Here is a 25,214-nt window from a genome sequence, read left to right as displayed (position 1 = left end):
AAGGGAAAGCTAATGGCGAAACCATAGCATGACGGAGGGAACATCCATATGGACGTAAACCGCGCGCAAGAAATCGTCGACAGCCCGAAGGAATTCGTCGTGGAGCTGAACAATAAGGAAGTCTGGATCGACAGCGTCGATTCGACGACGAAGACGGCGACCGTGCATGAGCGGAGCGGGGACTATCAGGCATCGAAAACGGTCCGCGTGGACCAGCTGAAAGAACTAGGCGAAGCGGACAACCGCATGTAAACCGTCGATCCAACGAAACAAAGCCCGATAGGGCGCCTTCCGGGCGCTTATGTCGGGCTTTCGTCGTTGGGGTTCGGGAACGCTTGGGGTTGGCGAGTTACGCTTCGAGACGCTTCTCGTAAATGGTGATTTCGTGGTCGGGCGTCATGCCGGCCTTCTCGTATAGGCGGTACGCTCCGGAAGGATTCGCGGCGTCGACGCCGAGCGACACGAACGGCTGGCCGGCGCGGTACGATGCTTCGAACGCGCGGCGCAGCAGCGCGAGCGCGAGCCCGCGGCCGCGGTACGGCCGGCGCACGCCGACCTGCTCGATGAACAGCAGGTCCTCGCGCATGCGGCCGAGCGCGAAGCCGGCGATCGCGCCTTCCGGGTCGCGGGCGAGCAGCCACCATTGCGGGTCGAAGGACGGCAGCCGCGTCTTCTCGACCCACTTCTCATACGGAGGCGCGGCGAAGTCCCAATGATCCGCGAACGATTCGATGTAAGCGTCGTACACGGCTCGTTCGTCGCGATCGACGGCGAACGCCTCGATCGAGAATCCCCGAAGGGGCGGCGTCTCCGGCGGCGCTTCGTCCATGCGGACGCTCATGCGCTTGAAGTATCGAACCGGCGCGAATTCGCGGGACTCCAGCAGGCGAACGGCGTCTTCGCAACGCGTCGGGATCATGCTCTGGAGGCGCTTCGAGCGCGGCGACGAGCGCCGAGCCGACGCCCCGGCCTCGGGCGGACGGCAGCACGCAGCCGCAGCTGAACAGCTTCTCCTCGCTGTCTTCCTCCAGGAAGGCGTACCCGATCAACGCGGCGGCTTCGTCTTCGACGACCCAAACGTCGTTGTCGAGATCGAAGCGGGACCACATATCCAGCACGTCGTCAAGCACGATGTCGGGGGCGCCCAAGTCTTCGGTATCGCAAGCGGCGACGAGGTCGCAGACGGCCTGAGCGTCGTCCATCGTCGGGGGACGGAGGCGGAACTTCGTGATCTCCATGAATGGTTGTTCTCCTTACAAGGGAAGTTGCTACATATTTCAACGAAGAAGCCTTGAAGTCCTTCTACCCTTCCGTTAGCTTGCTAGTATCCTCATCGGGTCGCTATAATGAGGGGAAAAGTTTGGTCGGAAGCGGGCGGTAGTGTGGACGAGTTTGCGTTGATCCGGCGGTTGACGGGCGGCCGAACGGGGAAGGAAGGCGCCGTCGGCCGCGGCGTCGTCGTAGGGATCGGGGACGACGCCGCGGTGGTGGAGCCGACGCCGGGCCGGCAGATGGTGCTGACTTGCGATTCGATGGTGGAAATCGTCGATTTCTTGCCGTGGACGATGGACGACGCGTCGATCGGCTGGAAGGCGATGGCGCAGAACGTCAGCGATCTGGCGGCGATGGGCGCCGAGCCGCGGTATGCTTTGTGCGCGCTGGCCGCGCCGAAGGGCTTCCCGACGGAGCGTCTCGAGGCGCTGTACGCGGGGCTGTACGCCTGCGCGGACGCCTACGGCGTCGCGATCGTCGGCGGCGACATGTCGACGTCGCCGGAGCGGGTCAGCGTCACGGTGACGGCGATCGGCGAGGTCGAGGCGGGCCGAGCGCTGCTGCGCTCGGGGGCGCGCGCCGGCGACGTCGTCTTCGCGACGGGGCCGCTCGGCCTGTCCGCGGCAGGCCTCGATTGGCTGCTGCGCCGCGAAGCGGGCGGCGGCGAGCGTTGGGCGCCGCTCGTCGCGGCGCATCGGCGGCCGCGGCCGAGGCCGGCCGCGGGACGCGCGCTGCTCGGGCTCGCGACGTCGCTCAACGACGTGAGCGACGGGCTCGCCAGCGAAGCGCGGGAGATCGCCGAGGCGTCCGGCGTGCGCCTCGTCTTGGACGGCGCGGCGATTCCGGTCGACGCCGCGCTCGCCGCGTACGCCGCCTTCGCGGGGCGCGACGCGCTCGAATTCATCCTCGGCGGCGGCGAGGATTACGAGCTTGTCGGCACGGTACCGGCGGCGAAGGCGGGCGAGCTGCTCGCGGCGCTGCGGGCGGCCGGCGCGGCGCCCGCGATCGTCGGCGTCGTCGCCGCCGGCGAGCCGGGCGTCGATCTGGCTCGGCCGGACGGGACGACGGAGCCGCTCGGGCGCCGGGGATATACGCACTTCGAGTGAGCCGGGGGTGCGGGACATTTTCTACAGATGAAGGGGTTGCCGAGGTTGACGGAATATCGATTCGAGGCGCGGGACGAGGCGGATACGGAACGCTTGGCGTCCCGGCTCGCCGCGCGTCTCGGACCGGGCGCGGTGGTGGCGCTGGACGGCGATTTGGGAGCGGGGAAGACGCGCTTCTCGCAGGCGCTCGCTCGCGCGCTCGGCGTGCGGGGGACGGTCAATTCGCCGACGTTCACGATTATTAAGGAATACGAAGGGCGGGACATGCCCTTCTATCATATGGACGTCTATCGCCTCTCGCAGGAGGAAGCGGACGAGCTCGGGCTGGAGGAATATTTCTTCGGCGCCGGGGTGTGCGCGGTGGAGTGGGCGAGCTTGATCGCCGACTTACTGCCGGCGGAGCGGCTAGAGCTGTATATCGGCGTGGCGGGCGCGTCGGAGCGCATCTTCGCGGTCCGTCCGCACGGCGAGCCGTATGCTTCGTTCTGCGCGGCGATGGCGGACGAGGGGGTGCTGGCGCGTGAGTGACAGACGGAATGAGACCGGCCCGGGAACGGGCTTGCCGGACGGCCCGCTGCTCGCGATCGATACGTCGACGGCGTCGATGACGATGGCGCTGACGGACGGCGAGACGGTGCTGGCCGAGCGGACGACGAACGCCGAGCGGAACCATTCGGTGAAGCTGCTGCCGGAGATCGACGAGCTCGTGCGGACGGCGGGGCTTCGGCCGCGCGACGTACGGGCGGTCGCGGTCGGCTGCGGGCCGGGATCGTATACCGGCGTGCGGATCGGCGTGACGATGGCGAAGACGTTCGCTTGGGCGCTCGGGCTGCCCGTGTACGCGGTATCGTCGCTGGAGGCGCTGGCGTTCGGCGGCTGGCGGGATGCGGCAGCGGGGACGACGGCGGTGCGCGCGCCGGCTTGGGTCGTGCCGGCGCTGGACGCGCGGCGCGGACAGGCGTACACGGCGCTGTTCGCCGCCGACGCGGACGACGCCGCCGTCGGGGCCGCCGGCGCTTGGCGCCGGGTCGGCGCGGATGCGGTGACGATGTTCCGCGAGCAAGCGGAGGCGTGGCTGCGCGCGGCGGAGCGGCCGGGGACGGTCGTGTTCGTCGGCGAGGTCGACGGCGGCTTCGCCGACATGCTGGACGCCGCCGCGGCCGGCTTGAACGCGATCGTGCTGCGCCGGCCGTGGTCGATGTCCGCGTTGGACGTGGCGAGCATCGCGCGTCTTCGCGGCGAGGCGATCCGCGTGCGGGATCCGCACGACGCGCTGCCGAACTACGCGCAGCTGGCGGAGGCGGAGGCGAAGCTCGTCGCAGCTAGCGCCGCGGAGGCGCGGGAGAAAGCGCGGGAGCGGAACTGACGCGAAAGGGGCATGGGTAGCATGAGTGCGGCGACGGCGCCGGAAGTGATTTTCCGCATGATGCGGTACGAGGATATCCCGGAGGTCAGCGCGATCGAGGTCGAATCGTTCGCGACGCCTTGGTCGGAGCAAGCGTTCATCAGCGAGCTGACGCAAAATCAGTTCGCTCAATATATCGTTATGGAATACGAGGGCCGGCTGATCGGCTACGGCGGCATGTGGATCATTATCGACGAGGCGCATGTGACGAACATCGCCGTGACGGGCGATTTCCGCGGCCGTCGGCTCGGCGAGCGGATGCTGGCGGAGCTCGGCTCCCGCGCGGTCCGGCTCGGGGCGCAGCGGATGACGCTCGAGGTGCGCCCCAGCAACGCGGTCGCTCGGCGCATGTACGAGAAATTCGGCTTCGAGGCGGTCGGCCTGCGGCCCGGTTATTACTCGGATAACGGCGAGGACGCCATTATTATGTGGGCGGAGCTGCCGTTCGGATCCGCGCGGAGCGAAGGGGGGCGGGCATGATGAAGAGGGAGCTGCTGCTCGCGGTCGAGACGAGCTGCGACGAAACGTCGGCGGCCGTCGTCGAGAACGGCGCGACGATTTTGTCCAACGTCGTCTCCAGCCAAATCGAAACGCATAAGAAATTCGGCGGCGTCGTGCCCGAGATCGCTTCGAGAAAGCACGTGGAATCGATGACGCGCATTCTCGAGGAGGCGGTCCGCGAGGCGGGGGTCGAGCTGCGGGATTTGTCGGCGATCGCCGTCACCCAAGGACCGGGCCTCGTCGGTTCGCTGCTCGTCGGCGTCATCGCCGCGAAGTCGCTCGCGTACGCGCTCGAAATTCCGCTCATCGGCGTACATCATATCGCGGGCCATATTTATGCGAACGCGCTCGTGCAGGAGCTGACGTATCCGCTGATGGCGCTCGTCGCTTCGGGCGGCCATACGGAGCTGGTGCACGTCGCGTCCGAGGGCGACTTCCGCATCATCGGCCGCACGCGGGACGACGCGGTCGGCGAAGCGTACGACAAGGTCGCGCGCGCGATGGGGCTGCCGTACCCGGGCGGTCCGCACGTGGACAAGCTGGCGTCGCAGGCGGACGAGGAAATCGTCCTGCCCCGCGCCTGGCTCGAGGACGACTCGTACGACTTCAGCTTCAGCGGCCTGAAGTCGGCGGTGCTGGCGCAGGTTAACCAGGCGAAGATGAAAGGAGACGTCGTCAACCGCGCAGGCCTTGCGTTAGGCTTCCAGCGCTCGGCGGTCGACGTGCTCGTGACGAAGGCGATGCGCGCGGTGCGCGAGTTCGGCTCGCGGCAGCTGCTGCTGTGCGGCGGCGTGGCGGCGAACCGGGGGCTGCGCGAAGCGCTCGGCGAGGCGTGCGCGGCGGCCGGCGTGCCGCTCGTCGTGCCGCCGATGTCGCTGTGCACCGACAACGCGGCGATGATCGCGGCGGCCGGCTACTTGAAGTGGAAGCGCGGGGAGTTCGCCGGGCTGGAGCTGAAGGCGGAGCCGCTGTTTTCTTTGGAGGAGTGGGGCGCGGGGACGGTGTAGCTGGCGCTGGCACGGGCACGGCCGTTGGCCGGGCGCGGGGATTCTGCGATCTGGCTTTTGCGAAAAGGCTGTTGACGCCGATCGTTCGGCGTGCTAAATTTTAACTAATCGAATCGTTTACGGAGCGAAAGCATCGCCCGGTTACCGCTTAGGACATAAGCGGTAGCTGGGCGTTTTTTGTTTTCCGACGGGGGGAGAGAAGCAGGTGAGGAGATGGTTGGTGACGGGGCTCGGCGTCTTGCTGATGGCGGCGTCGGTGTACGGCTTCGCTCGTTACGCCGAACACGCGGAGCTGGACGCGCGGACGGTGGAGGCGATCATGCCGACGCGGCTCATCGCGAGCGGGGAGACGGTGGACGCTTCGATGGTGCGGCGGGTGCGGATCGCGGAAGCCGCGCTTGCGGCCGACGCGCTGCGGGACGAGGCCGACATTATCGGGAGATCGGCGGTCGCGCCGATCGGCCCGAACGAGACGTTCGCGTCGTGGAAGCTGGCGGACCGGCAGTTGACGCCGGGGGCCGGGGAGCGGTACGTCAGCTTCCCGACCGACGACGTGAAGAACGTGAGCAACATGCTGCGCAGGGGAGACCTCGTCGACGTCTGGGTCGAGTTCGACGCTCCGGCGACGCTCGGCGGCGTCCCGCGAGGAGCGCTGAAGGTCATCGAAGGGCTCCGCGTCGCCAGCGTCCGATCGACGGAAGGAGCGGAAATAACGGACGCCGCGCCGTATGACGCCCCGTTCCAGTCCGCGGCCCGTCAGAGAGATCGAGTCCGGGCCAGCGCCGACGGGAGGCCCGGCATGAACACGTTCATTATGGACGCAGAGATCTACGAAGCGTATGCGCTCGCTTCGCTCGTCGGCTCGATCAAGCTGGCGCTGCCGGAGCCTTCGCTGCAGGAAGCGGAAGAAGCGCGCGTGACGGACGATTTCGCGACGTACGCGGGAGCGTTGATCGAGGAGGAGGCGACGTTGCCATGAGTTTATTGATCGGCATGAAGGAAGGCGAACCGCTGGCCCGCTTGCTGGCCATAATGCCGCAGCGGCCGCGGCGCCGGGTGTTGGCGCATGAGAAGGACGCGTTTTTCCGGCAAGCGGCGCGGGAGACGTTCGAGACGATCGTGCTGCATATGGATCTCGTCGCGGATGCGTACCCTTGGGAATGGATCGGTCCGCTGCGGTCCGTTCGGCCGGACGCGAGGGTCGTCGTCGTCCCGAGCGAGTCGGCGTACGACGCGCTCTGGTTGGAGGCGGCGCAGCGGCTCGCGTCGGATGCCGGGATGGAGTGGGTTCCGCTGGGGGCGGGAACGGAGGAGATCGCCGCGATCGCGCTCCGCGGGGTCGAGCGCGATCTCGCGGAGACGGCGGCGGACCGCGGCATCGTCGCGACGGTATGGTCCGCGGCCAGCAAGGACGGCGCCACGACGATCGCGGGGAACGTCGCGTTGACGCTGGCGCGGGAGTCTCCCACGCTGCGCGTAGGATTGTTGGATTTGAATTTGAAAAATCCGGAGCTTCGCGTCGCCCTCCGCGTCCCCGACGTCGGGCGGACGAACGCGGCGCTGCGGCCGAAGCTCCAGACCGGGGCGCTGTCCCCGGCGGAGCTGCGCGAGGCCGCGGTTCCGTACCGGAAGACGCCGAATTTGCGCGTTCTGTACGGGACGCATCGCCGGGACACGGCGGCCGACGTCAGCCCCGAGATGATGGAGACGCTGCTGTCGGTGTGCCGGCAGACGTTCGACGTCACGATCGTCGACGTATCGTCGTTCCCGGATAACGCGGCGACCGTCTGCGCGGTGCGCGGGGGGGACGTGCGCTGGCTCGTGGCGGCCAATCGCTCGCATTCGTACCTGTGGAGCTGGACCGAATGGTATGCATGCTACTGGAAGCTCTGCGGACTCGCGGCTTCCGACATCGAGCTCGTGTGCAACCGGTTCGATCCGGCGGCGGAGTCCCCGGAGAAAGCCGCCGCGGCGCTCGGGATGACGCTGGCCGCGGTCGCGCCGAACGTGCCGGGCGGCCTCGGCCTTCGGATGGCCGAAGAAGGGCGCCCGCTCGTCGACGCGACGCAGGCGGACGAATTCGCGGCCGGCGTCTATCGGCTCGCGAGCCGGCTTCGCGTCGCGTCCGGTCGAGAGCCGTTCGCGGAGCGGGAGGCGCCGCGCCGGCGGCCGGGGCTCGTATCGTTATTGTCCGGATTGTTCTGAACGGAGGGGGGAGAAGTGCATGGACGCTGTGCCGAGAGCGGTGCCGACGCTGCCGCGCAGACGTTTCGATCCGGCGAAATACCGGAGGGACGCTATGGCTGCCGGGCGTTCCGGGACCGGAGGCGAGGGGAGCGAGCTTCGCAGGGTGTCTTTGCGCGACGCGTCGCGCGTCGTATACGAGCACCTCATGGAGCGATCCAAGCAAGACGATTCGTTGTACCGGGATATTTTGAACGCCGGGTTAGGAGAGCCCGGGGCGCAGACCCGCATGAAGGCGATGATCGACACGCTCTTAACCGAGTTCCGGCTCGACATCGACCCGAGAACGATGATCGACGATTTGTCCCCGACCGACTGCGTGTTCGCGACCGCGTGCGGCGCCGGGCTCATCGAAGACTTGAAGCAGCAGCCGGACGTGGAGGAAGTGCAAGTGATCGGGCGATCGATTTACGTGATCCGCGGCGGGAAGCAGACGCTGCATCACCGGTCGTTCGCCAGCCTGGAGGAGGTCCGGCTCGTCCAAGATCGTCTCGCGTTGTGCGGGAAGAAGCCGATCAGCGAACGGCAGCCGTTCGTGCAATCGTATTTATGGAATCGTTCCCGTCTCGTCATGACCCGCGAACCGTATACGGACGTGCCGAGCATTCATATCCGCAACTTCATCGTGCGGGACGTCACGCTGGAGCGGCTCGTCGAGCTTCGCACCGTCGATGCGCCGACGGCGGAACTGCTGTCGCTGCTCGTGCGGTACCATGCCAGCTTCCTGATCGGAGGAGGGACGAATACGGGAAAGACGACGTTCCTGTTCGCTCTCGTTTCGGAAATTCCGGAGGAAGAACGCATCCGTACGTTGGAGAAGGAGTTCGAAATCGCGCTCCGCGAACGCCTCGGCGAACGCCGGAACATCTTGGCGGCTCGGGAGGCGGCCGAATCGGATTTGACGATGGAGGACGCCTTCAAGCCGCTGCTCGTCATGAGCCCGGAATGGATCGTCGTCGGGGAAGCCAAAGGAGCCGAAGTGTCTCAGATGGTGCAAGGCGCGCTGAGGGGTCACGACGTCATGGGCACGATGCACACGAAGTACAGAGAGTCGTTCTTGTCGGACGTCGTGGACATGATGAAGCAGGACGGTCGTCAGCACGAAGTCGCCGCCGCGGAAAGACGGGTGGCGCGGGCGTTTAACATTCTAGTGTTTCTGCGGCTCGTGAAGGAAGGGGAACGGATGCGGCGCGTCGTTACGGAAGTGACGGAGCTGTACGTCGACGAACGCGGCGAGCCCGTCGCCAGCCCGCTCGTGTTGTGGGATTACGAAGCGAAGACATGGTCGTTCACCGGCGCGGCGTTCAGCGCGCCATTAAGAAACCATTTGCTTTCGCGGGGGGCGGAAGCGGAGCCTTTTCGCCGATTGGGGGTGTGGTCATGACGGCGGGCTGGATCGCCGAAGCCGCTTTCGCGGGGATATGGATCGCCGGAAGCGGGGTCGTCGTCGTGGCATGGATGTCGAGGTTGTCCGTCTGGTGGCGGGACAAGCGTCTCCGCGCGTCGTTGCTCGGACCGATCCGCCTCGAACGAAGCGGAGCGTTCCGGGAGCTGGCGTTCGTAAGAGGGCTGGCGGACGAGATGGAGATCGCGGACGTGCGGTGGCCCGTGGAAGCGGTCGTCGGCGCGATGCTGTTCATCGGCGCGGTCGGCTGGTTCGCGGTCGACGCTTCCGTCGACGCCATGCGGTTGCGGTACGCGCTCGACGCGGACCGGATGATCGGCGCCGATACGTGGCTGCTCAACACCGTCGCCGGCGGGCTGCTGGGATCGTTGCCGTATTTTTACGTCAAATTCCGGCTGCAGCGGAAGCGGCATCGCATCGCGCTGGATATGATCAAGCTCGTGCAGAACGTCGTCGGCCACTACAACGACAACCGCACCGTTCAGGAGCTGATCAGCCGGTCGGCCGCGACGATGCCGGATCACGTCCGGGACGAATGGAGGCGGCTCGAGCTGCGATCGCATATGGGCGGCTCGCTGGAGGAGGCGTTATTCGAATTCGCGCGGCGCGCGGACAACGAGTGGGCGGAAGACGTGGCGGACATCCTGTCGATCAAGCATAAATTCGGACACGACGTGATCGAAGCGTTGCATAAGCTTGTCGTCGATATGCAGCGGGCGCGGAAGAACGAGGAACGACGCCTGGCCATGGTGACCGTCTACCGGATCGGAACGGCGGTGATGGTCGCCTTCGCCTTCGGGATCGTGTTCTTCAACGTGTATGCCGACGGGGCGAATTATCGGCATTATTTCGTCGATCCGGGCGGGCGTTGGATCATGTTGTTCTCCGGCGTCGTACTGTTCGCGTCGATGGTGCTCGTCGTTAGATCGGGTCAGAGAACGTTCTGAGGAGGCGAATGGACGGGGATGAAATGGCTGTGGATGTCGCTCTTCGGCGTCGGCGCGGCCCTTGCTTGGGGGGCTTTGCTGAAGCCGCTGGCGCGAAGCCGCGCGAATACGGTCAAGGCGCTGATCGAGCGGTACTGGCGAAGAGAGCGGGAAGAGGAAGGAGAGGCGCCGTCGTTCCCGGAGCTGTCCGCGGACGAGCGGGCGTTCCTCGAGAAGGCGCGTCTCGCGGGCGTCGGCTGGACGTATCGGGGATATCGATGGGGGCGGCGCGGCGCGGCGTTGGCCGGCGCGTATTTATGGCTCGCGGCGACGCTGCCGAACGCCGCCGGCTTCGCGGGGACGGTACGGGCGATGCTCGGGGGCATAGCCGTCGCGGGGATCGGATGGCTGGCGCCCGCCGCGGCGATCGCGATTCTGGCCGCGCGAAGACGCGCCCTCGTGCTCGGCGAAATCTCGAAGTTCGCGCATCGGCTGTCGATCTGCATGACGGATCAGACGGACATGCGGGAGCTGATCCTTCGAGCGGGGCGGCCGATGCGATTGTTGAAGCCCGCGCTGCACCAGCTCGCCGCGCAGTGGGGGAACGATCAAGGGGAGGCGATCTTGGCGTTCAAAGACGCGGTCGGCATCTCGGAGGCGTTCCCGCTCGTCAACGCGTTCGCCGCGGTCAGCCGTGCGAAATCCAAGGACGTAAGGCGTCTGCTGACCGAGCATTCGAAGAGCATCGACGCGACGCTGGAGGCCGAGCTGTCCAAACGGATCGAAAACGCTCCGATCTGGATTAGCTTCTACATCATGATCCCTTTTCTCGTCTGTTTGGTTTTATTCGTATATCCGTGGATGCTGACCGTGTTGGAGCAGTTGACCGTTAGCTTTACGGCTTGAGAATTCCGGTAATATCGCGGCGAAGCCGGGGAGGGGGCGAAATCATGGGGAAGCTGGTGACGACGTTGGCGCTCGCGGTGTTGATCCTAGGCGCGGCCATCTATACGTTCGGGGAGTTGATCGTGCCGGCAGCCGGCGGCGCGGGGCGCTCGACGGCGGCGCAAATCGAGGCGGCGTTTTGAAGGGGCGTTCGGAGGAAAGGAATTGCCGAGCGCACGGCCCTGGCTCCATGGAAGGAGGGAGGCGCCGATCGCATGTTGAAGGTCAAGGATTTCATTTCTCTCGCCAAGGAGCGGGACAACCCATCGAAGGAGGATCATGTCATGAGTAAAATCGGCGTTGCATTGGCGTTATGCGTACTGTTGTTAGGGGCGGTGCTTATCGTGGGCGACGGCGTCGCGACGCAGGTCGTCGACCGGGGACGGGATATCGGTACGGCGCTGACGAACGGCAATCTGGGCGTGGACAACTCGACCGGCGCCGTGAATTCGACGACGCCGTAATGCGGCGAGGGACAATCTACCGAGGGAGGAATAGGAAATGAGTAAGATCGGCGTAGCATTGGCTTTATGCGTCTTGTTGTTGGGAGCGGTATTGATCGTAGGGGACGGCGTCGCGACGCAGGTCGTCGACCGAGGAGGAGATATCGGCACGGCGTTGACGAACGCGAGCTTGGGCGTCGACTCGTCCGGCGCCGTCCGTTCCACGACGCCGTAATGTCGAAGCTGACGGTTACATTGTCGTTGCTCGTGTTGATTTTCGGTCTCGCCGTGTACGTCTTTCAAGGCGGCGCGGGCGTGAACGACGCGGTTCGAGAAGGCCACGATTCGATATTGGAAAGCGTACGAAGCTTCGATTACGTGTCGAACTAGGAGAAGGTTATGCGCATGGACGAGAGAGGCGGCGCGGATACGCTGCTGGTGACTTTATTCGTATTTCCGCTGCTGTTGTTCGTTTGCTTTGCGGGCATTCCGTTTTTCGTATATTTGATGAAGGGCAGCCACCTGAACGTCGTAGCGAACCATGCGTTGAAAGAAGCGGAGGCGGTCGGCTACGTCAGTCCGGAAGTGATGACGGCGACCGTGACGCGGCTCGCGGAGCTGGGGCTCGAGCCTACGACGCGGAACGGCGTCGCCTATCCGTCGTTCGCAGGCAGTACGGTAAGCAAGGTGCTGCGCGACGACCCGGACGGCATCGTGACGGTGACGATCTCGTATCCCGCCCCGAACGTTACTCGACTGTTGGGGTTATTAGGCGGAGGGGCGGGCGGGGACGAAGGCTTGTATCGCGTCGTGCTGCACGGGAAGAGCGAGGCGTATGAATAAGCGTCCGCCGTCGTTGCTTCGGGACGAACGAGGCGGCGCGCATGTGCTGTTGTTCGCGCTGCTGGGCGTGCTGTGCGCCGTCCTGCTGCTGGTGACGTCGGTCGATTGGATGCTTCAGTCCGCGAATAAGACGAAGTCGAAGCTGGCGCTCGACCGGGCGACGCACGCGGCGGCGCTGCATGTGGACATGCAGGAGGCCGCCTTCGGCCGGCTGGTTTGGGACGAGTCGGCCGGTCGGACGGAGTTCGCGCGGTTTCTGCGCTTGAACTTCGGGTTGGACGAGGCGGGGGAGCCGGCGGAAGACGGCCGTCTGGAGGCTGCGCCCGTCGTTCATCGGTTAGAGTTCGTGACGGCGCCGGCCTACCCCGCGACGGTGCGGCGTACGGTGGTTGCGCGCGAAGGCACGAGTCAAGAGACGACGCGCCAGGTCGACGTCACCGTCTACGGACCGTCCGTCGTGGCCGTCGTCGAAGTGCATCAACGCGTCCGCGGCGTCCTGGAGCCGATCGTGCTCTCCAGCGTCGCAAGCGTACGGTTCCGCTGACCAAAACATCGCCCCTCCCGGCGGACGGAAGGGGCGATGTTTTTGCGATGGCGCGGAGCCGGTGGGGCGAATAGTCGGGGGAAGTCCGACTACATGGCCTCGGCGGACCGAGGGCGGGCGCTGAGCCCCATTTCCCGTCGTGGAAAAGAGGTTATCCCCCGAATCTATCCACATGAAAATTTGTTAATTTAACGCTGTGAAATATATGTTATACACATTATCCACAGGTAGTTACCCCGAATTTGTGGATAACATGTGCAACTTATTGCATTAACGTTTCCCACTCTGCGTACCAACCGGCGAGCTGCGTCTTCCGGGCATCGATCTCCGCTTGCAGCTGCTGGACCGCCAAATAGTCGTTATAGACGGCCGGGTCGGTCAAACGCTCTTCCATGGACGCGATGTCGGTTTCGGCGGCGGCGATGTCTGCTTCGAGCTGTTCGATGCGCCGTTGGCGGTTGCGCTCTTCGCGTTTGTTTTGCTTCTCGGCTTCGTAAGAAGCGGCCGGAGGCGGCTCGACGGCGGCGGCGTTCGATTTTGTCGAAACGGCGGACTTCGCGTTGTTGATTTCCGCCAGTTCCTGCAGCTTTTCGAGATAATCGTCGTAATTTCCCAGGAAATGTCGAATGCCGTCCGGACGCAGCTCCACGACTTGTTCCGCCATCCGATTCAGGAAGTAACGGTCGTGGGAAATGAACAGCAGCGTTCCTTCGTAATCGAGCAAGGCGGACTCCAGCACTTCCTTGCTCACGAGGTCGAGATGGTTCGTCGGCTCGTCGAGGATCAGAACATTGGCGTTCTTAAGCATGAGCTTCGCTAAAGCGACGCGAGCCTTTTCCCCGCCGCTTAAAGAGGAGATTCGCTTCGTCACGTCCTCGCCGCTGAACAAAAAATTGCCCAGCACGGTCCGGATGCGAACCTCCTCGAGACCGGGATAGTCGTTCCAAAGCTCCTCCATGACGGTGTTGCTCGGCGTCAATCCGGTTTGTTCCTGGTCGTAATACCCGATGGATACGTTGGCGCCCCAATACAACGAGCCGGCGGCCGGCTTCATATCGCCGACGAGCGCCTTCAGCAGCGTCGACTTGCCGATTCCGTTCGGTCCGATGATCGCGACGGAGTCGCCGCGCCGCACCTCGAAGCTGACGCCGCGGAACAGCTTCGTCTCCCCTCCGTCGTACGACATGGCGAGATCTCGCACTTCGAGCACATCCTTGCCCGAGATGCGATCGACCTCGAAGCTGAAAGACGCTCTCTTCAGCTCGCCGCCCGGACGATCGATCCGCTCCATGCGTTCGAGCTGTTTGCGCCGGCTCTGCGCTCGCTTGGTCGTGGACGCGCGGACGATGTTGCGGCGGACGAAGTCTTCCAGCCTTGCGATTTCGTCCTGCTGCTTTTCGTATAATTTCATGTTCCGTTCGTAGTCGGCGGCCTTCAGCTCTACGAATCTGGAGTAATTGCCGACGTAACGCTTGGACGAGGTGCGTTCGATTTCGTAAATGACGTCGACGAGCGCGTCCAAAAAGTACCGGTCGTGGGAGACGACCAGCACCGCGCCGGGATAACCGCGTAAATATTGTTCGAGCCACGTCAGCGTTTCGATATCGAGGTAGTTGGTCGGCTCGTCCAGCATGAGCAGGTCCGGCTTCTGCAGCAGCAGCCGAGCCAAGGCGAGGCGCGTCTTCTGACCGCCGCTCAACGTGGAGACGATCGTCTCCGGCGGCGTGTCGCCGAAGCCCATGCCGTGTAGGACGCCGCGGATCGTCGCTTCGATCGCATAGCCGTCGCGCTCGCGAAACGTCTCGGACAACGAAGCGTACCGCGCCAGCACTTGCTCGTAGGCGGCGGGCTCGTCCGCGAGCCGGGGATCGGCCATGCGGGCTTCGAGCTCGCGCAGCTCTTGTTCGATGGCGAGCAGGTCGGCGAAGACGGCGCGCATCTCGTGCGCGATCGACCGGTCGGACTGCAAGCCGCTGTTCTGCGCGAGGTAACCGAGCGTCGCGCCCTTGGCGTAGAACAGCTGGCCGCCGTCGCAGGACGTCTCGCCGGCCAAGATGCGCAGCAGCGTGGACTTGCCCGCGCCGTTGGCGCCGACGAGCCCGATGCGCTCCCGTTCGCCGACCTGGAGATGAATATTCGATAAGATGACCGTGGCGCCGTATTGTTTCCCGATGCCGGAAGCTTGCAATAACATGATGACGTCCCTCCGCGAAAATAAGCGAAAACCCAATGCTTTCAGTGTATCGGAATCGCCGCGAACGCGCCAGTCGCAAGAAACGCGACTCTCGTTCGATTGCAGTCCCTGTCCCCAAGTATGTTACAATATGTAGAAAGAACAGGACGACTGTCGTCATCGGGAGGTCCGCCGGGAATGATTTCGGAAACCAAACGCGAGCTCCGCGCGCGGATGACCGGGGCGCGCGACGCGATTCCGCCGGAGGAGCGCGCGGCGCGGTCCGAGCGGCTCGCGCGGCACGCGATCGCCGCTTGGGAGGCGGGCGCGTTCGCCTGGGGCGCCCCGCCGGACGGCGAGCGGCCGCGGCGGCTCGCGTGGTACGCCGCGTTCCGCTCGGAAGCGGACGCCGCGGGGCTCGCGCGCTGGTGCTGGGCGCGCGGCATCCCCGTGGCGGCGCCGCGCGTGGACGCCGCCGCGAAGGCGATGACCCTGCACGACGTGGCAGGGGAACAAGAGCTGATGCCGGGGACGTACGGCATCCTCGAACCCGCGCCGCACGCGCCCCTGGCGGCGCTGGCCCCGGGGACGCTGACGCTCGTCCCCGGGCTCGCCTTCGACGCCCGCGGCGGGCGTCTCGGCTACGGCGGAGGCTACTACGATCGCCTCCTTGCGCCGCACCGCGCCGCGATCGACGCCGGCGCGATCCTTCTCGCCGCGCCTGCGTTCGCGGCGCAGATCGTCGACGTCGTGCCGACGGAGCCGCACGACGTCCGCGTACGCTTCCTACTGACGGAGGAAGGCATCATCGATTGTAAGACGGGAGGAGCTTATCTTTGGAGCTGACGCATTTCAACGAACAAGGCCGCGCCCGGATGGTCGATATTTCCGGTAAAGCCGACACGGAACGGACGGCGACGGCGACGACGGAAGTCGTCATGCGGCCGGAGACGCTGCAAGCGATTAAGGCCGGCAAGACGGCCAAGGGCGACGTGCTCGCGGTCGCGCAGGTCGCCGGCATTATGGCGGCGAAGAAGACGTCGGACGTCATTCCGATGTGCCATCCGATCCGCATCACCGGGGTCGACGTCGCCTTCGACGACGACGGGGCGGAGACGCTCCGGATCGAAGCGACGGTGCGGACGACGGGCGGCACGGGCGTCGAGATGGAGGCGCTGACCGCCGTCTCCGTCGCCGCGCTGACCGTCTACGACATGTGCAAGGCGATGGACAAGGCGATGACGATCGGGCCGACGCGGCTCGAACGGAAAACCGGCGGCAAGAGCGGAGATTTCGTCCGCGAATGACCGGCGATGCCATCCTTTTGGCTGCGAGAACGAGGGGGAGAGAGACCATGCGATGGAAAGTGGCGATTCTGACCGCCAGCGACCGCGGCGCCCGAGGGGAGCGGGAGTCGACGAGCGCGCTCGTCATCCGGGAGCTGGTGGAGGAGGAACTGCACGGGGATATCATCGAGGATCGGGTGGTGCCCGACGAGATGGACGAAGTGATGGCCGCCTTGATCGAGATGTCCGAATATCATCAAGCCGACCTCATCCTGACGACCGGCGGGTCCGGACTGCAGGTGCGAGACGTGACGCCGGAGGCGACGCGGCAAGTCGTCGACCGGGAAATTCCCGGCTTCGGCGAGCTCATTCGCGGGAACCAGGCGTCGCGCCGCATCCCGTCCGCGTTGTTCCGCGGGACGGCCGGGCTTCGCGGCAGCACGCTGATCGTCAATCTGCCGAGCCGCCCGAAGGGCGTCAGCATGGCGATGATGGCGATCATGGCGGACCTCGAAGCGGCGATGAGAAGCTTGTCGGGACAAGAGGAGGCGCCGGAGGAATGAAACCCGAGCATCTGATGAAGGAAGTGCGCGTGCAGGACGCGGTCGGGCTGCGGCTGGGCCACGATCTGACGCGCATCGTTCCGGGCGAATTCAAGGGACGGGCCTTCCGCAAAGGGCATACGATCGCCCAAGAAGACATCCCGCTCCTGCTCGATATCGGCAAGGAGCATATTTACATTCTCGACGTACCCGAGGGTTGGGTGCACGAGGAGGACGCCGCGATCCGAATGGCGCGCGCGACAGCGGGAGATTATATCGAGACGACCGAGCCGAGCGAAGGCAAAGTCAGCTTGAAGTCTACGATTCTAGGATTGGCGAAAATCGACGAGACGTTCGTCCACCTGGCCAACGAGATCGAACATGTCGTGTTCAGCACGATCGTGAATGACGCGGTCGTGCAGCCCGGCAAGGCGCTCGCCGCGGCGAGAGTCGTGCCGCTCGTCGTGGAGGAGGCGACCGTCGCCCGTTTCGAAACGACGGCGCAGCAGCATCGCTACCGGACGAACGGCGCGCCGATCGTCGCGGTGAAGCCGTTCCGCCGCCTGAAGGCGGGCATCGTCACGACGGGTGGCGAAGTGTTCACCGGCCGCATCGACGACAAGTTCGGCCCCGTGCTGCGGGACAAGTTGGCGGCGCTCGGCTCGGAGGTCGTAGAGCAGCGCTTCTCCCCGGACGACACGGACAGCATCGTCGAGCATATTCGACACTACCAGGCGAGCGGCGTCGATCTGATTCTCGTCACCGGCGGCATGTCCGTCGATCCGGACGACCGAACGCCGGGCGCGATCAAGAAAGCCGGCGCCGATATCGTCTCGTACGGCACCCCGATGCTGCCGGGCTCGATGATGCTGTTCGGGTACTTGCCGGGCGGCACGCCGATCTTCGGCTTGCCCGGCGCCGTCATCTACGAGCCGTTCACCTCGTTCGACGTCCTCCTGCCCCGCGTGTGCGCCGGCGAGCGGATCGAACGATCCGACATCGTCCGGCTCGGCTACGGCGGATTGATCAAATAAAGGAGGCGGTACCGCCATGCAAAGCATAGGATTGCCGGGCATCATCTTGATCGTCCTGATCGCGCTCATTTTGTTCGGCCCGAAGAAGCTGCCGGAGCTCGGCCGCGCGTTCGGACGGACGCTGCGCGAATTCAAAGAAGGCACGAAGGAGCTGCTGAAGGACGACGACGACAAGACGGATTCGGGCAAGGATTCCCGCGTCGCGTCCTCGACCGCCGCTGCGCCGCGCAACGTCGTCGAAGGCGAAATCGTCGCGGAGGCGAAGAAGGAAGACAAACGATTGCCCGAATAAGAGTTTCACGATGAGAAGACGAGCTGCGGAGGCTCGTCTTTTTTTCGTGCAAGGAAGCAGGCGTGCATTCCGGAACTCGCGAACCAGCTATAAGGGAACAGGAAAGTTCCTTATTTTCGACAAACCCGGCAAAAAGAGACGAATCATGAACAAGAATGTTCCTTATTCGCCGTCGAGCGAAATAAGGTAAATTCATGTTCCCTATTCAGGCAAATGTGGGGCAGGGAGCGCAAATAGAGAACATGTTATTCCCTTATTTGCCGCGCGACACCTGGACGGGGGCGCGGTTCCGCTTCAGGTGACGAATTTCCCCGCGGTCGAGGGGGAGGAGGTGATGGGGGGATTCGGCATCTCGATCGATACGACCTGTCTCGGGCGGAGCGCGGCGGAGAACGGCGAGAAGGAGGGACAAGACGGAGAAGCGGCGGACGATCAAGCGCGAAGATTACGAAGCGGGAAAAGGAGGTCATCCGGCTCATCAACTACGGGATGAGCGACAAGGAGATCGCGACGGAACTCGCGATCAGCGAGAATACGGTGAAAAATCATATCAGCAATATGTTCGCAAAACTCAGCATCAGCGACCGAAATCAAGTGCCGATGCTTCCGCCGGATTGTCCTTCCGATCGGGACTAAAGCATAGTGCGGAAGGATACAATGGTGAAGGTGTCAAAAGACGGGAAAAAATTTTGCTCTGTCCCCTTGAAATCGTCTCGAGAAATGAGTAAAATTTGAATCGTGAGTGTTAGCACTAAACACATGCGAGTGCTAACAAAAAGGGAAACCTTGGAGAACCATATTTGAAGGAGGCCATTTTGTCATGATCAAACCTTTGGGAGATCGCGTAGTCATCGAAGCCATCGCGAAAGAAGAGACGACGGCTAGCGGAATCGTATTGCCGGAGACGGCGAAAGAGAAGCCGCAAGAAGGCAAAGTCGTCGCTGTCGGCGCTGGCGCCTACAAAGACGGCGAGCGCATTCCGCTCGACGTGAAGGAAGGCGACCGTGTGATTTTCTCGAAATACGCAGGCACGGAAGTGAAATTCGAAGGCCGCGAATTGTTGATCATGCGGGAGAGCGACATCCTCGCCATCCTCGGCTGATCGCAGTTTACACATACGCACGGACAAGCATTTTCAAGACATTCTAGGAGGTAGAATTTACGATGGCTAAGGAAATCAAGTTTAGCGAAGAAGCCCGCCGCTCGATGCTCCGCGGCGTGGACGCGCTTGCGAACGCAGTGAAAGTCACGCTCGGACCGAAGGGCCGCAACGTCGTGCTCGAGAAGAAGTTCGGCAGCCCGCTCATCACGAACGACGGCGTGTCGATCGCGAAGGAAATCGAGCTCGAAGACGCATTCGAGAACATGGGCGCGCAGCTTGTTAAAGAAGTCGCTACGAAGACGAACGACGTCGCGGGCGACGGTACGACGACGGCTACGGTTCTCGCGCAAGCGATGATCCGCGAAGGTCTGAAGAACGTTACCGCGGGCGCCAACCCGATGGTCGTTCGCAAGGGCATCGAGAAAGCCGTTCGCGCGGCCGTAGAAGAGTTGAAGGCGATCTCCAAGGGCGTCGAAGGCAAGCAATCGATCGCGCAAGTCGCGGCGATCTCCTCGGCGGACGAAGAAGTCGGCCAATTGATCGCGGACGCGATGGAGAAGGTCGGCAACGACGGCGTCATCACGGTCGAAGAGTCCAAGGGCTTCACGACGGAGCTTGAAGTCGTAGAAGGTATGCAGTTCGACCGCGGCTACATCTCGCCGTACATGATCACGGATACGGACAAGATGGAATCCGTGCTCGACAACCCATACATCTTGATCACCGACAAGAAGATCTCCAACATCCAAGAGATTCTTCCAGTGCTCGAGAAGGTCGTTCAATCCGGCAAGCAATTGCTCATCATCGCGGAAGACGTCGAAGGCGAAGCGCAAGCGACGCTTATCGTCAACAAGCTCCGCGGTACGTTCACTTGCGTAGCCGTTAAGGCTCCTGGCTTCGGCGACCGCCGCAAGGCGATGCTGCAAGACATCGCCGCTCTGACGGGCGCGCAAGTGATCACGGAAGAGCTCGGTCTCGACCTGAAGTCCACTCGCGTCGACCAGCTCGGCTCCGCTCGCCAAGTTCGCGTTTCCAAGGAAAACACGATCATCGTCGACGGCGCAGGCGAGAAGAGCGACATCCAAGCTCGCGTGAACCAAATCCGCGCGCAATTGGAAGAGACGACTTCCGAATTCGACAAGGAGAAGCTCCAAGAGCGTCTCGCGAAGCTCGCCGGCGGCGTAGCCGTCATCAAAGTCGGCGCAGCGACGGAAACCGAATTGAAAGAGCGTAAGCTCCGCATCGAGGACGCCCTGAACTCTACTCGCGCAGCGGTAGAAGAAGGCATCGTGTCCGGCGGCGGTACGGCGCTCGTGAACGTATACAACGCTGTAGCAGCCGTGAAGGGCGACAACGTCGACGAGCAAACGGGCGTTAACATCGTACTTCGCGCGTTGGAAGAGCCGGTTCGCACGATCGCGTTCAACGCGGGCCTCGAAGGCTCCGTCATCGTCGAGCGCCTGAAGAAGGAAGCGCTCGGCGTCGGCTTCAACGCCGCTACGGGCGAGTGGGTCAACATGTTCGATGCGGGCATCGTCGACCCGACGAAGGTCACGCGTTCCGCATTGCAAAACGCAGCCTCCGTCGCAGCGATGTTCCTGACGACCGAAGCGGTCGTCGCCGACAAGCCGGAGCCGAAGGGCCAAGGCGGCGGCATGCCGGATATGGGCGGCATGGGCGGCATGGGCGGCATGATGTAAGAGGTTTGAGAAAACCTGAATATAGCAATAGAAAAAGGGCTCCCTTCGGGAGCCCTTTTTCTATTGGCGTTCCAAAGTTCTGAAAACCTAAAACTAGTAATATATATTTGGAAAAGCCTTGTCGAAAGGTTGGATCCCTTATGTCTTGGCATGGTCTTGAGGTTTCGGAGGATACGGGGCGAATGTTGGACGAGTTGACGAAAAGGAAAAAGAAATGGGATGGAGCCAAGAATCAGCTTTTATTGTTTTGTATCCTATTCGCCGCCTGTTCGGCATTCGCGTTTCTCGCTTTTCAAAGATTCGTGTCCCCTGCGATTCGCAATCCTTTCGACGTGCTCGGTCTTTCCATCGGGGACCCGCGCGTATTTATCCCCTTACTTTGCAGTATCGCTTCGGGTTTTCATACGATGCAGCTGACTAAGAAAGTAAACGAGTTCAAGGGGAAATACGAAGTGCTGCGAAAAGAAGCCATTGCCCACCTCGACACGACTTGGATTGCGAACCCGAAGTCGGAGCTGCGGGATCGGGTTACGGAAATCATGCACAAAAAAGGGGTTAACGTGAATTATTATGGAAAGTAATTGCGAGAGGTTTGAGGGGAAACCTTCATTCGGATGGGGAACAGGGCTCCTTTCGGGGAGCCCTGTTCCTATATCGTAGGCTTGGTCAATGGGTTACAGGTGATTCAGGCGAAGCTTCGTCTTCCTCGCGAACGTCGTATTTATTGACGTGAGCCGTAAAGGCTGCCACCGCTTCTAAGTCGGGATTCTCGTTCATGGCGTCGGAACTTACAGTAGAAGCTACGGTTTTTACTTCGTCTTCCGTCTTGTCGAGAAAGTTCGCTTGATCGGCTTTCAGCGTTTCTAGTCGGTTGCTCATGGATTTCCTTCCTCCTCTTCGGGTGCAAATGATCCCGTTTAGCTTTCTCCGCAAGACGGGGGATTATCCTTGCTCGTTTCTCATTATTTTTAAATGCCACGGTAAAAAGACGACGAACACGAAAATAAATACAGGGATGGAGTACCATGTTCTCCACCCTTTGTTTTCCATATAACCCGATGCAACGGCTCCCCATTCCGCGAGAAAAGCGACCGCAACCCATAACCATTTATATACCAGGGTCTTCTTTACAGCTAGAAAGTTGAGGTACGTCAACCCGATGGCCGGCGGAACGATGGAAATGAAAATAAGGTCGATCAGATAAGTTTTTGGGGATGGGCCGATTTGAAAAGCTTTAAACACATCTCCGACCAATACGTCTCCAACCCAAGTGCCGAATCCGATGATTCCAACGCTGTAATACATTTCTTTAGCCGTAAGATGTTTCGGCATGACTAACAAGATCAGCAGTAGAACCCCAATACATGCATATGGATACCACATCGTCGGCAGGTTCCTTCCCTATTCGATATAAGTCTTCTTAATGCGCTTAATTTGTCCTTGCATGGGGTTTTTATACAATTAACATCGCCGCGTAGGCAGGTCGCACTCTTTTCTTTTGTTTCCAACAGGGATAATATAAAATATTCAGTAATGTAATCGCTTCCTTGCCGTGATCGGGGGGGTTCCGTGACGCTCACCTTGCGCCAAAAAATTATTATCGGCTTCGTTCTGCTCTATTCGTTGTTGGCCGCGTTAGGCTTCTTCTGGTACCGGATGTCGACGCAGACGATTCAGGACAATACGATCAGCCTAAGCAATCAAATCATTCGTCAGATGAGCGACCGGCTGGACTATTATTTTACGGAAATCGAAGACTTAATGCTGCCGATCGTATCCCGTTCCGTAACGACCGAATTCATCGACCAATCCGACGCAGGGCCCTACGAGCGTCTGCTGTACAGTTTGCCGGTGAGTAAGTTGTTCGACAGTCTTATGGTCGGGAGAACCGATATTTACGGGTTATCGGTCGTGTCGCAGGACGGAATCGCGACTTCCACCTTCAGCAACCTGTTCGCGGAGGAGCGCTTCCCCGGCATTGTCGATCGGTTGGCGAAGGCGGGAACGTTCGAGTTGATCGGCGTGCAGCGATATAGCGGCGTTCCGCTGCTCACCATGGCGGCCAAGTTTTATAGTCCTAGCTCGATGAATTGGGGAGTTCTGATCGTCGACTTGAAGATGAGCACCATTCGCTCCTTCGTCAGCGACGTGGAACTGGGAGAGCATGGTCAAATCTGGATCTCGGATGTCGAGGGGAACTATTTATTTCATCCGGAGCAAGACCAATGGGGGATGCCGGTACCGGCTTCTTATTTGCTATCGGCGTCGAACGAGGCGGAAGGGGCGCGCATCGATCGGTCGAGCGGTCGGAACCTGTTGGTTACCTATGTTCATTCCGACATGACGCGGCTAACCTTCTTCTCGGAAGTCCCGCTTGCCGAAATCAATAAGGACTTGGTGGCATTGCGGAATATTACGATCGCGATCGGCATCGTCATCATGATCGTCAGCCTGGGCGCCGCATTGACGATCTCCATGTCGCTCACGGACTCGATTCTCGTCATCCAACGCATGATGAAACGAGCGGAGAGCGGCAATCTGGACGTACGCGCGCCGGAGACGAAGACCGGGGAAATCGGATATATGTACCGCAGATTCAATTCCATGCTGACCGAAGTGAAAAACTTGATATGGACGGTCGGGGAATTTCAATTGAAGGAAAAGGAGTTCGAGCTGCAACAGTTGGATTCCCGGATGCAGGCGCTGCAGTATCAGATCAATCCGCATTTCTTGTACAATACGCTCGAGATCGTCAACTCGCACGCCATCGTCGAGGACGTCCCGGTCATCAGCCGCATCGTGCAGTCGCTCGCCAGAATTTTCCGATACAGCGTGGAGAACCATGCCAAGACGGTTCCGCTGCCCGTGGAATTGAGCCATATGAAAGATTATTTGGACATCCAATCGGAACGATTCGAGAAGCTGCAGGTCGAGATCGGGTTGGATGACGACGTGGCCGCACATGTACGAATCGTTCCCATGACGCTGCAGCCGCTGTTGGAAAATGCCTTCAAACACGGGTACCAAAAGCACCTCCTCGAAGCCGTGTATATTTCCGTGCGAGGCATCGGAGACGAGGGACGGTTCCATATCGATGTCGAGGACCGCGGTCACGGGATGGAAGCGGCGGTCATGGATCGTTACAATCGGTTGTTTCTCGATTCGATGCGCGAGGTCGAATGGCCCGGCGACAGCCGGGAATTGGGGCTATGGAACGTACATAGCAGATTACGGCTTACCTTCGGCGAAGGCTGCGGGTTGAGCATCGTACGATCCGATCGGAACGGCACCGTCATCCGCGTCTCGCTTCCTTACGAATAGGGGGGATCCTATGTTCAAGATCGTCACCGCCGACGACGAGAAAATGATTAAACGAAGCATGAGGAAGTTAATCGAAAAGGCGGACGCGCCGTTCTTCATTACGGGCGAAGCGACCAACGGACGGGAAGCGCTGGACATCATCCGTTCGGATCCGCCTCAACTGCTCATTACGGACATCTGCATGCCATTGATGGACGGGCTGCAGCTCATAGCGACGGTGAAGGAAGAGTACCGCGCCATGGAAGTCGTCGTCATCTCCGGGTACAGCGACTTCGACTATGCTCGGCAAGCGATTCGATACGGCGTAACCGACTATTTGTTGAAGCCGATCGATCCCGCGGAGTTTACGGGACTGCTTCTGCGCATCTACGAGCGTCATGAAGATAATAACCGCAAAATCGCGGAGCGGGGAGAGCGGCTGGGGACGTTCATCGAGGAAGGCGAGCACATTGTCGACCGCATCTGGACGATTCAGGAGGAGGCGCTCCGCGCCAAGCTGAAGGATATCGAGGCGGCGAGGAACGATCAAGTCTCGGAGCTCGACGAGCTCAAAGAAACCTACATGGAACAGCTCTTATACATCGTCAATAAGCTCGAAAGCAAATCCGGCCATCCGTTCGACAAGGACGAAGCGCTCCGGTTGAAGGAGGCCCATACGCGCGAAGCGGCGCATCGGTTGTTCCAGCATGCCTGCTTCGGCTTCATCCGAGAAGTGTCCTGCCTGCGAAATCCGGCGCAATCGCTGTACATCCGAAAGACGATCGAGGAGATCGAAGCGCAGTACGCGGACAGCGAGCTGTCGCTGCTCCGGGCGGCCGAGCGCGCCTCGATGTCCGTAACGTATTTCACGCGCCTCTTCAAACAAGAAGCCGGAACGACGTTCATGAAATATGTGACGGACGTACGAATGACGAAAGCGAAGCAGCTTCTGGCGCAACAAGACCGGAAAGTCGGGGACGTCGCGCTCGAGGTCGGGTATACGAATTATCATCATTTCGCCAAGGCGTTCCGCAAATATCACGGGATCACCCCGACGCAATACCGAAAGGCATATGAACAGAGAGGATGATGGGGAGTAAACGGCATCCTCTTTTTTTTGTGTAAGAAATGATACAGCGGGACG

General features: G+C 61.9%; 33 protein-coding genes and 1 pseudogene. 29 read left to right on the top strand and 5 right to left on the bottom strand.

What is annotated here, in order from left to right:
- Window positions 1-48: 48 nt before the first annotated feature.
- Window positions 49-252 carry an H-type small acid-soluble spore protein gene (locus tag RIN49_RS22460; RefSeq protein WP_309122388.1) on the top strand — a complete coding sequence of 68 codons (204 nt, stop codon included), beginning with the start codon at window positions 49-51 and terminating at the stop codon, window positions 250-252.
- Window positions 253-349: 97 nt separating this feature from the next.
- On the opposite strand, the gene RIN49_RS22455 is transcribed toward RIN49_RS22460, so the two are convergent.
- A complete protein-coding gene (locus RIN49_RS22455) occupies window positions 350-919 on the bottom strand; it encodes a GNAT family N-acetyltransferase (RefSeq protein WP_309122387.1) in 570 nt (189 codons plus the stop codon).
- A 73-nt stretch (window positions 920-992) separates the two neighbouring features.
- Window positions 993-1,109 (bottom strand): annotated as a pseudogene (locus RIN49_RS28870) (GNAT family N-acetyltransferase); the annotation flags it as partial.
- Window positions 1,110-1,382: 273 nt separating this feature from the next.
- On the opposite strand from RIN49_RS28870, the gene thiL reads away from it, so the two are divergent.
- The 16 genes from thiL to RIN49_RS22370 all read left to right on the top strand — a co-directional run bounded on the left by thiL (window position 1,383) and on the right by RIN49_RS22370 (window position 12,641).
- Window positions 1,383-2,378: a thiamine-phosphate kinase gene (thiL, locus tag RIN49_RS22445; protein ID WP_309122385.1), complete on the top strand. Its 996-nt coding sequence runs from the start codon at window positions 1,383-1,385 to the stop codon at window positions 2,376-2,378.
- A gap of 27 nt (window positions 2,379-2,405) precedes the next feature.
- Window positions 2,406-2,906, top strand: coding sequence for a tRNA (adenosine(37)-N6)-threonylcarbamoyltransferase complex ATPase subunit type 1 TsaE (gene tsaE, locus RIN49_RS22440; RefSeq protein WP_309122384.1), 501 nt, complete (start codon window positions 2,406-2,408; stop codon window positions 2,904-2,906).
- Window positions 2,899-3,744, top strand: coding sequence for a tRNA (adenosine(37)-N6)-threonylcarbamoyltransferase complex dimerization subunit type 1 TsaB (tsaB, locus tag RIN49_RS22435; protein ID WP_309122383.1), 846 nt, complete (start codon window positions 2,899-2,901; stop codon window positions 3,742-3,744). The genes tsaE and tsaB overlap by 8 nt, the downstream gene beginning before the upstream one ends.
- 12 nt (window positions 3,745-3,756) lie before the next feature.
- Complete coding sequence (rimI, locus tag RIN49_RS22430; RefSeq protein WP_375295275.1) at window positions 3,757-4,263, top strand: ribosomal protein S18-alanine N-acetyltransferase; 507 nt, start codon at window positions 3,757-3,759, stop codon at window positions 4,261-4,263.
- Window positions 4,260-5,291, top strand: a complete 1,032-nt coding sequence (gene tsaD / locus RIN49_RS22425) for a tRNA (adenosine(37)-N6)-threonylcarbamoyltransferase complex transferase subunit TsaD (RefSeq protein WP_309122381.1) — start codon at window positions 4,260-4,262, stop codon at window positions 5,289-5,291. The genes rimI and tsaD overlap by 4 nt, the downstream gene beginning before the upstream one ends.
- A gap of 205 nt (window positions 5,292-5,496) precedes the next feature.
- Window positions 5,497-6,270, top strand: coding sequence for a CpaB family protein (locus RIN49_RS22420; RefSeq protein ID WP_309122380.1), 774 nt, complete (start codon window positions 5,497-5,499; stop codon window positions 6,268-6,270).
- Window positions 6,267-7,496 (top strand): CpaE/TadZ family protein, encoded by a 1,230-nt coding sequence (locus RIN49_RS22415; RefSeq protein ID WP_309122379.1) that lies wholly within the window; start codon window positions 6,267-6,269, stop codon window positions 7,494-7,496. Before RIN49_RS22420 ends, RIN49_RS22415 begins: the two co-directional genes overlap by 4 nt.
- A gap of 19 nt (window positions 7,497-7,515) precedes the next feature.
- On the top strand, window positions 7,516-8,919 hold the full coding sequence (locus tag RIN49_RS22410; protein WP_309122378.1) for an ATPase, T2SS/T4P/T4SS family: 1,404 nt from the start codon (window positions 7,516-7,518) through the stop codon (window positions 8,917-8,919).
- A complete protein-coding gene (locus tag RIN49_RS22405; RefSeq protein WP_309122377.1) occupies window positions 8,916-9,887 on the top strand; it encodes a type II secretion system F family protein in 972 nt (323 codons plus the stop codon). The genes RIN49_RS22410 and RIN49_RS22405 overlap by 4 nt, the downstream gene beginning before the upstream one ends.
- Window positions 9,888-9,905: 18 nt before the next feature.
- Entirely contained in the window at window positions 9,906-10,772 is an 867-nt protein-coding gene (locus RIN49_RS22400) for a hypothetical protein (RefSeq protein WP_309122376.1), read from the top strand.
- A 44-nt stretch (window positions 10,773-10,816) separates the two neighbouring features.
- Window positions 10,817-10,954, top strand: a complete 138-nt coding sequence (locus RIN49_RS22395; protein ID WP_309122375.1) for a hypothetical protein — start codon at window positions 10,817-10,819, stop codon at window positions 10,952-10,954.
- A 72-nt stretch (window positions 10,955-11,026) separates the two neighbouring features.
- Window positions 11,027-11,275, top strand: coding sequence for a hypothetical protein (locus RIN49_RS22390; RefSeq protein WP_309122374.1), 249 nt, complete (start codon window positions 11,027-11,029; stop codon window positions 11,273-11,275).
- A gap of 37 nt (window positions 11,276-11,312) precedes the next feature.
- Entirely contained in the window at window positions 11,313-11,489 is a 177-nt protein-coding gene (locus RIN49_RS22385) for a hypothetical protein (protein ID WP_309122373.1), read from the top strand.
- On the top strand, window positions 11,489-11,644 hold the full coding sequence (locus tag RIN49_RS22380) for a hypothetical protein (protein ID WP_309122372.1): 156 nt from the start codon (window positions 11,489-11,491) through the stop codon (window positions 11,642-11,644). The genes RIN49_RS22385 and RIN49_RS22380 overlap by 1 nt, the downstream gene beginning before the upstream one ends.
- A gap of 15 nt (window positions 11,645-11,659) precedes the next feature.
- On the top strand, window positions 11,660-12,097 hold the full coding sequence (locus RIN49_RS22375) for a hypothetical protein (protein WP_309122371.1): 438 nt from the start codon (window positions 11,660-11,662) through the stop codon (window positions 12,095-12,097).
- The gene (locus tag RIN49_RS22370) at window positions 12,090-12,641 is read left to right on the top strand and encodes a hypothetical protein (RefSeq protein ID WP_309122370.1); all 552 of its coding nucleotides are present in this window, start codon (window positions 12,090-12,092) and stop codon (window positions 12,639-12,641) included. Before RIN49_RS22375 ends, RIN49_RS22370 begins: the two co-directional genes overlap by 8 nt.
- 262 nt (window positions 12,642-12,903) lie before the next feature.
- On the opposite strand, the gene RIN49_RS22365 is transcribed toward RIN49_RS22370, so the two are convergent.
- The gene (locus RIN49_RS22365; protein ID WP_309122369.1) at window positions 12,904-14,835 is read right to left on the bottom strand and encodes an ABC-F family ATP-binding cassette domain-containing protein; all 1,932 of its coding nucleotides are present in this window, start codon (window positions 14,833-14,835) and stop codon (window positions 12,904-12,906) included.
- A 177-nt stretch (window positions 14,836-15,012) separates the two neighbouring features.
- Here RIN49_RS22365 and RIN49_RS22360 point away from each other — a divergent pair, with 177 nt between their 5' ends.
- The 10 genes from RIN49_RS22360 (at window position 15,013) to RIN49_RS22315 (ending at window position 21,351) form a co-directional block, all read left to right on the top strand.
- Complete coding sequence (locus RIN49_RS22360) at window positions 15,013-15,660, top strand: 5-formyltetrahydrofolate cyclo-ligase (RefSeq protein ID WP_309122368.1); 648 nt, start codon at window positions 15,013-15,015, stop codon at window positions 15,658-15,660.
- A gap of 29 nt (window positions 15,661-15,689) precedes the next feature.
- Complete coding sequence (moaC, locus tag RIN49_RS22355; RefSeq protein ID WP_309122426.1) at window positions 15,690-16,121, top strand: cyclic pyranopterin monophosphate synthase MoaC; 432 nt, start codon at window positions 15,690-15,692, stop codon at window positions 16,119-16,121.
- A 47-nt stretch (window positions 16,122-16,168) separates the two neighbouring features.
- Window positions 16,169-16,663, top strand: a complete 495-nt coding sequence (locus RIN49_RS22350; protein WP_138194211.1) for a MogA/MoaB family molybdenum cofactor biosynthesis protein — start codon at window positions 16,169-16,171, stop codon at window positions 16,661-16,663.
- Window positions 16,660-17,676 (top strand): molybdopterin-binding protein, encoded by a 1,017-nt coding sequence (locus tag RIN49_RS22345; RefSeq protein ID WP_309122367.1) that lies wholly within the window; start codon window positions 16,660-16,662, stop codon window positions 17,674-17,676. The genes RIN49_RS22350 and RIN49_RS22345 overlap by 4 nt, the downstream gene beginning before the upstream one ends.
- A gap of 16 nt (window positions 17,677-17,692) precedes the next feature.
- Entirely contained in the window at window positions 17,693-17,968 is a 276-nt protein-coding gene (tatA, locus tag RIN49_RS22340; RefSeq protein ID WP_309122366.1) for a twin-arginine translocase TatA/TatE family subunit, read from the top strand.
- A gap of 334 nt (window positions 17,969-18,302) precedes the next feature.
- Window positions 18,303-18,461, top strand: coding sequence for a hypothetical protein (locus RIN49_RS22335; protein WP_309122365.1), 159 nt, complete (start codon window positions 18,303-18,305; stop codon window positions 18,459-18,461).
- A complete protein-coding gene (locus tag RIN49_RS22330; protein WP_375295274.1) occupies window positions 18,458-18,604 on the top strand; it encodes a response regulator transcription factor in 147 nt (48 codons plus the stop codon). Before RIN49_RS22335 ends, RIN49_RS22330 begins: the two co-directional genes overlap by 4 nt.
- 184 nt (window positions 18,605-18,788) lie before the next feature.
- The gene (gene groES, locus RIN49_RS22325) at window positions 18,789-19,070 is read left to right on the top strand and encodes a co-chaperone GroES (protein ID WP_242734970.1); all 282 of its coding nucleotides are present in this window, start codon (window positions 18,789-18,791) and stop codon (window positions 19,068-19,070) included.
- 62 nt (window positions 19,071-19,132) lie between these two features.
- Window positions 19,133-20,770: a chaperonin GroEL gene (gene groL / locus RIN49_RS22320; RefSeq protein WP_309122364.1), complete on the top strand. Its 1,638-nt coding sequence runs from the start codon at window positions 19,133-19,135 to the stop codon at window positions 20,768-20,770.
- Between the two features lie 182 nt (window positions 20,771-20,952).
- On the top strand, window positions 20,953-21,351 hold the full coding sequence (locus RIN49_RS22315; protein ID WP_309122363.1) for a DUF2663 family protein: 399 nt from the start codon (window positions 20,953-20,955) through the stop codon (window positions 21,349-21,351).
- Window positions 21,352-21,436: 85 nt separating this feature from the next.
- Here RIN49_RS22315 and RIN49_RS22310 read toward each other — a convergent pair whose 3' ends face one another.
- Together RIN49_RS22310 and RIN49_RS22305 are read right to left on the bottom strand one after the other, a co-directional pair.
- Complete coding sequence (locus tag RIN49_RS22310; protein ID WP_309122362.1) at window positions 21,437-21,649, bottom strand: hypothetical protein; 213 nt, start codon at window positions 21,647-21,649, stop codon at window positions 21,437-21,439.
- Between the two features lie 63 nt (window positions 21,650-21,712).
- Window positions 21,713-22,153 (bottom strand): hypothetical protein, encoded by a 441-nt coding sequence (locus tag RIN49_RS22305; protein WP_309122361.1) that lies wholly within the window; start codon window positions 22,151-22,153, stop codon window positions 21,713-21,715.
- A 186-nt stretch (window positions 22,154-22,339) separates the two neighbouring features.
- On the opposite strand from RIN49_RS22305, the gene RIN49_RS22300 reads away from it, so the two are divergent.
- Both RIN49_RS22300 and RIN49_RS22295 read left to right on the top strand, forming a co-directional pair.
- Window positions 22,340-24,091, top strand: a complete 1,752-nt coding sequence (locus tag RIN49_RS22300; RefSeq protein WP_309122360.1) for a sensor histidine kinase — start codon at window positions 22,340-22,342, stop codon at window positions 24,089-24,091.
- A gap of 10 nt (window positions 24,092-24,101) precedes the next feature.
- Window positions 24,102-25,160: a response regulator transcription factor gene (locus RIN49_RS22295; protein ID WP_309122359.1), complete on the top strand. Its 1,059-nt coding sequence runs from the start codon at window positions 24,102-24,104 to the stop codon at window positions 25,158-25,160.
- The last annotated feature ends 54 nt before the right edge of the window (window positions 25,161-25,214 follow it).

It is taken from the genome of Paenibacillus sp., assembly GCF_031177825.1.
Lineage (GTDB): Bacteria > Bacillota > Bacilli > Paenibacillales > YIM-B00363 > Paenibacillus_AE.
Note: the sequence above shows the minus strand (reverse complement) of the source record. Positions and strands in the feature narration are given on the sequence as shown.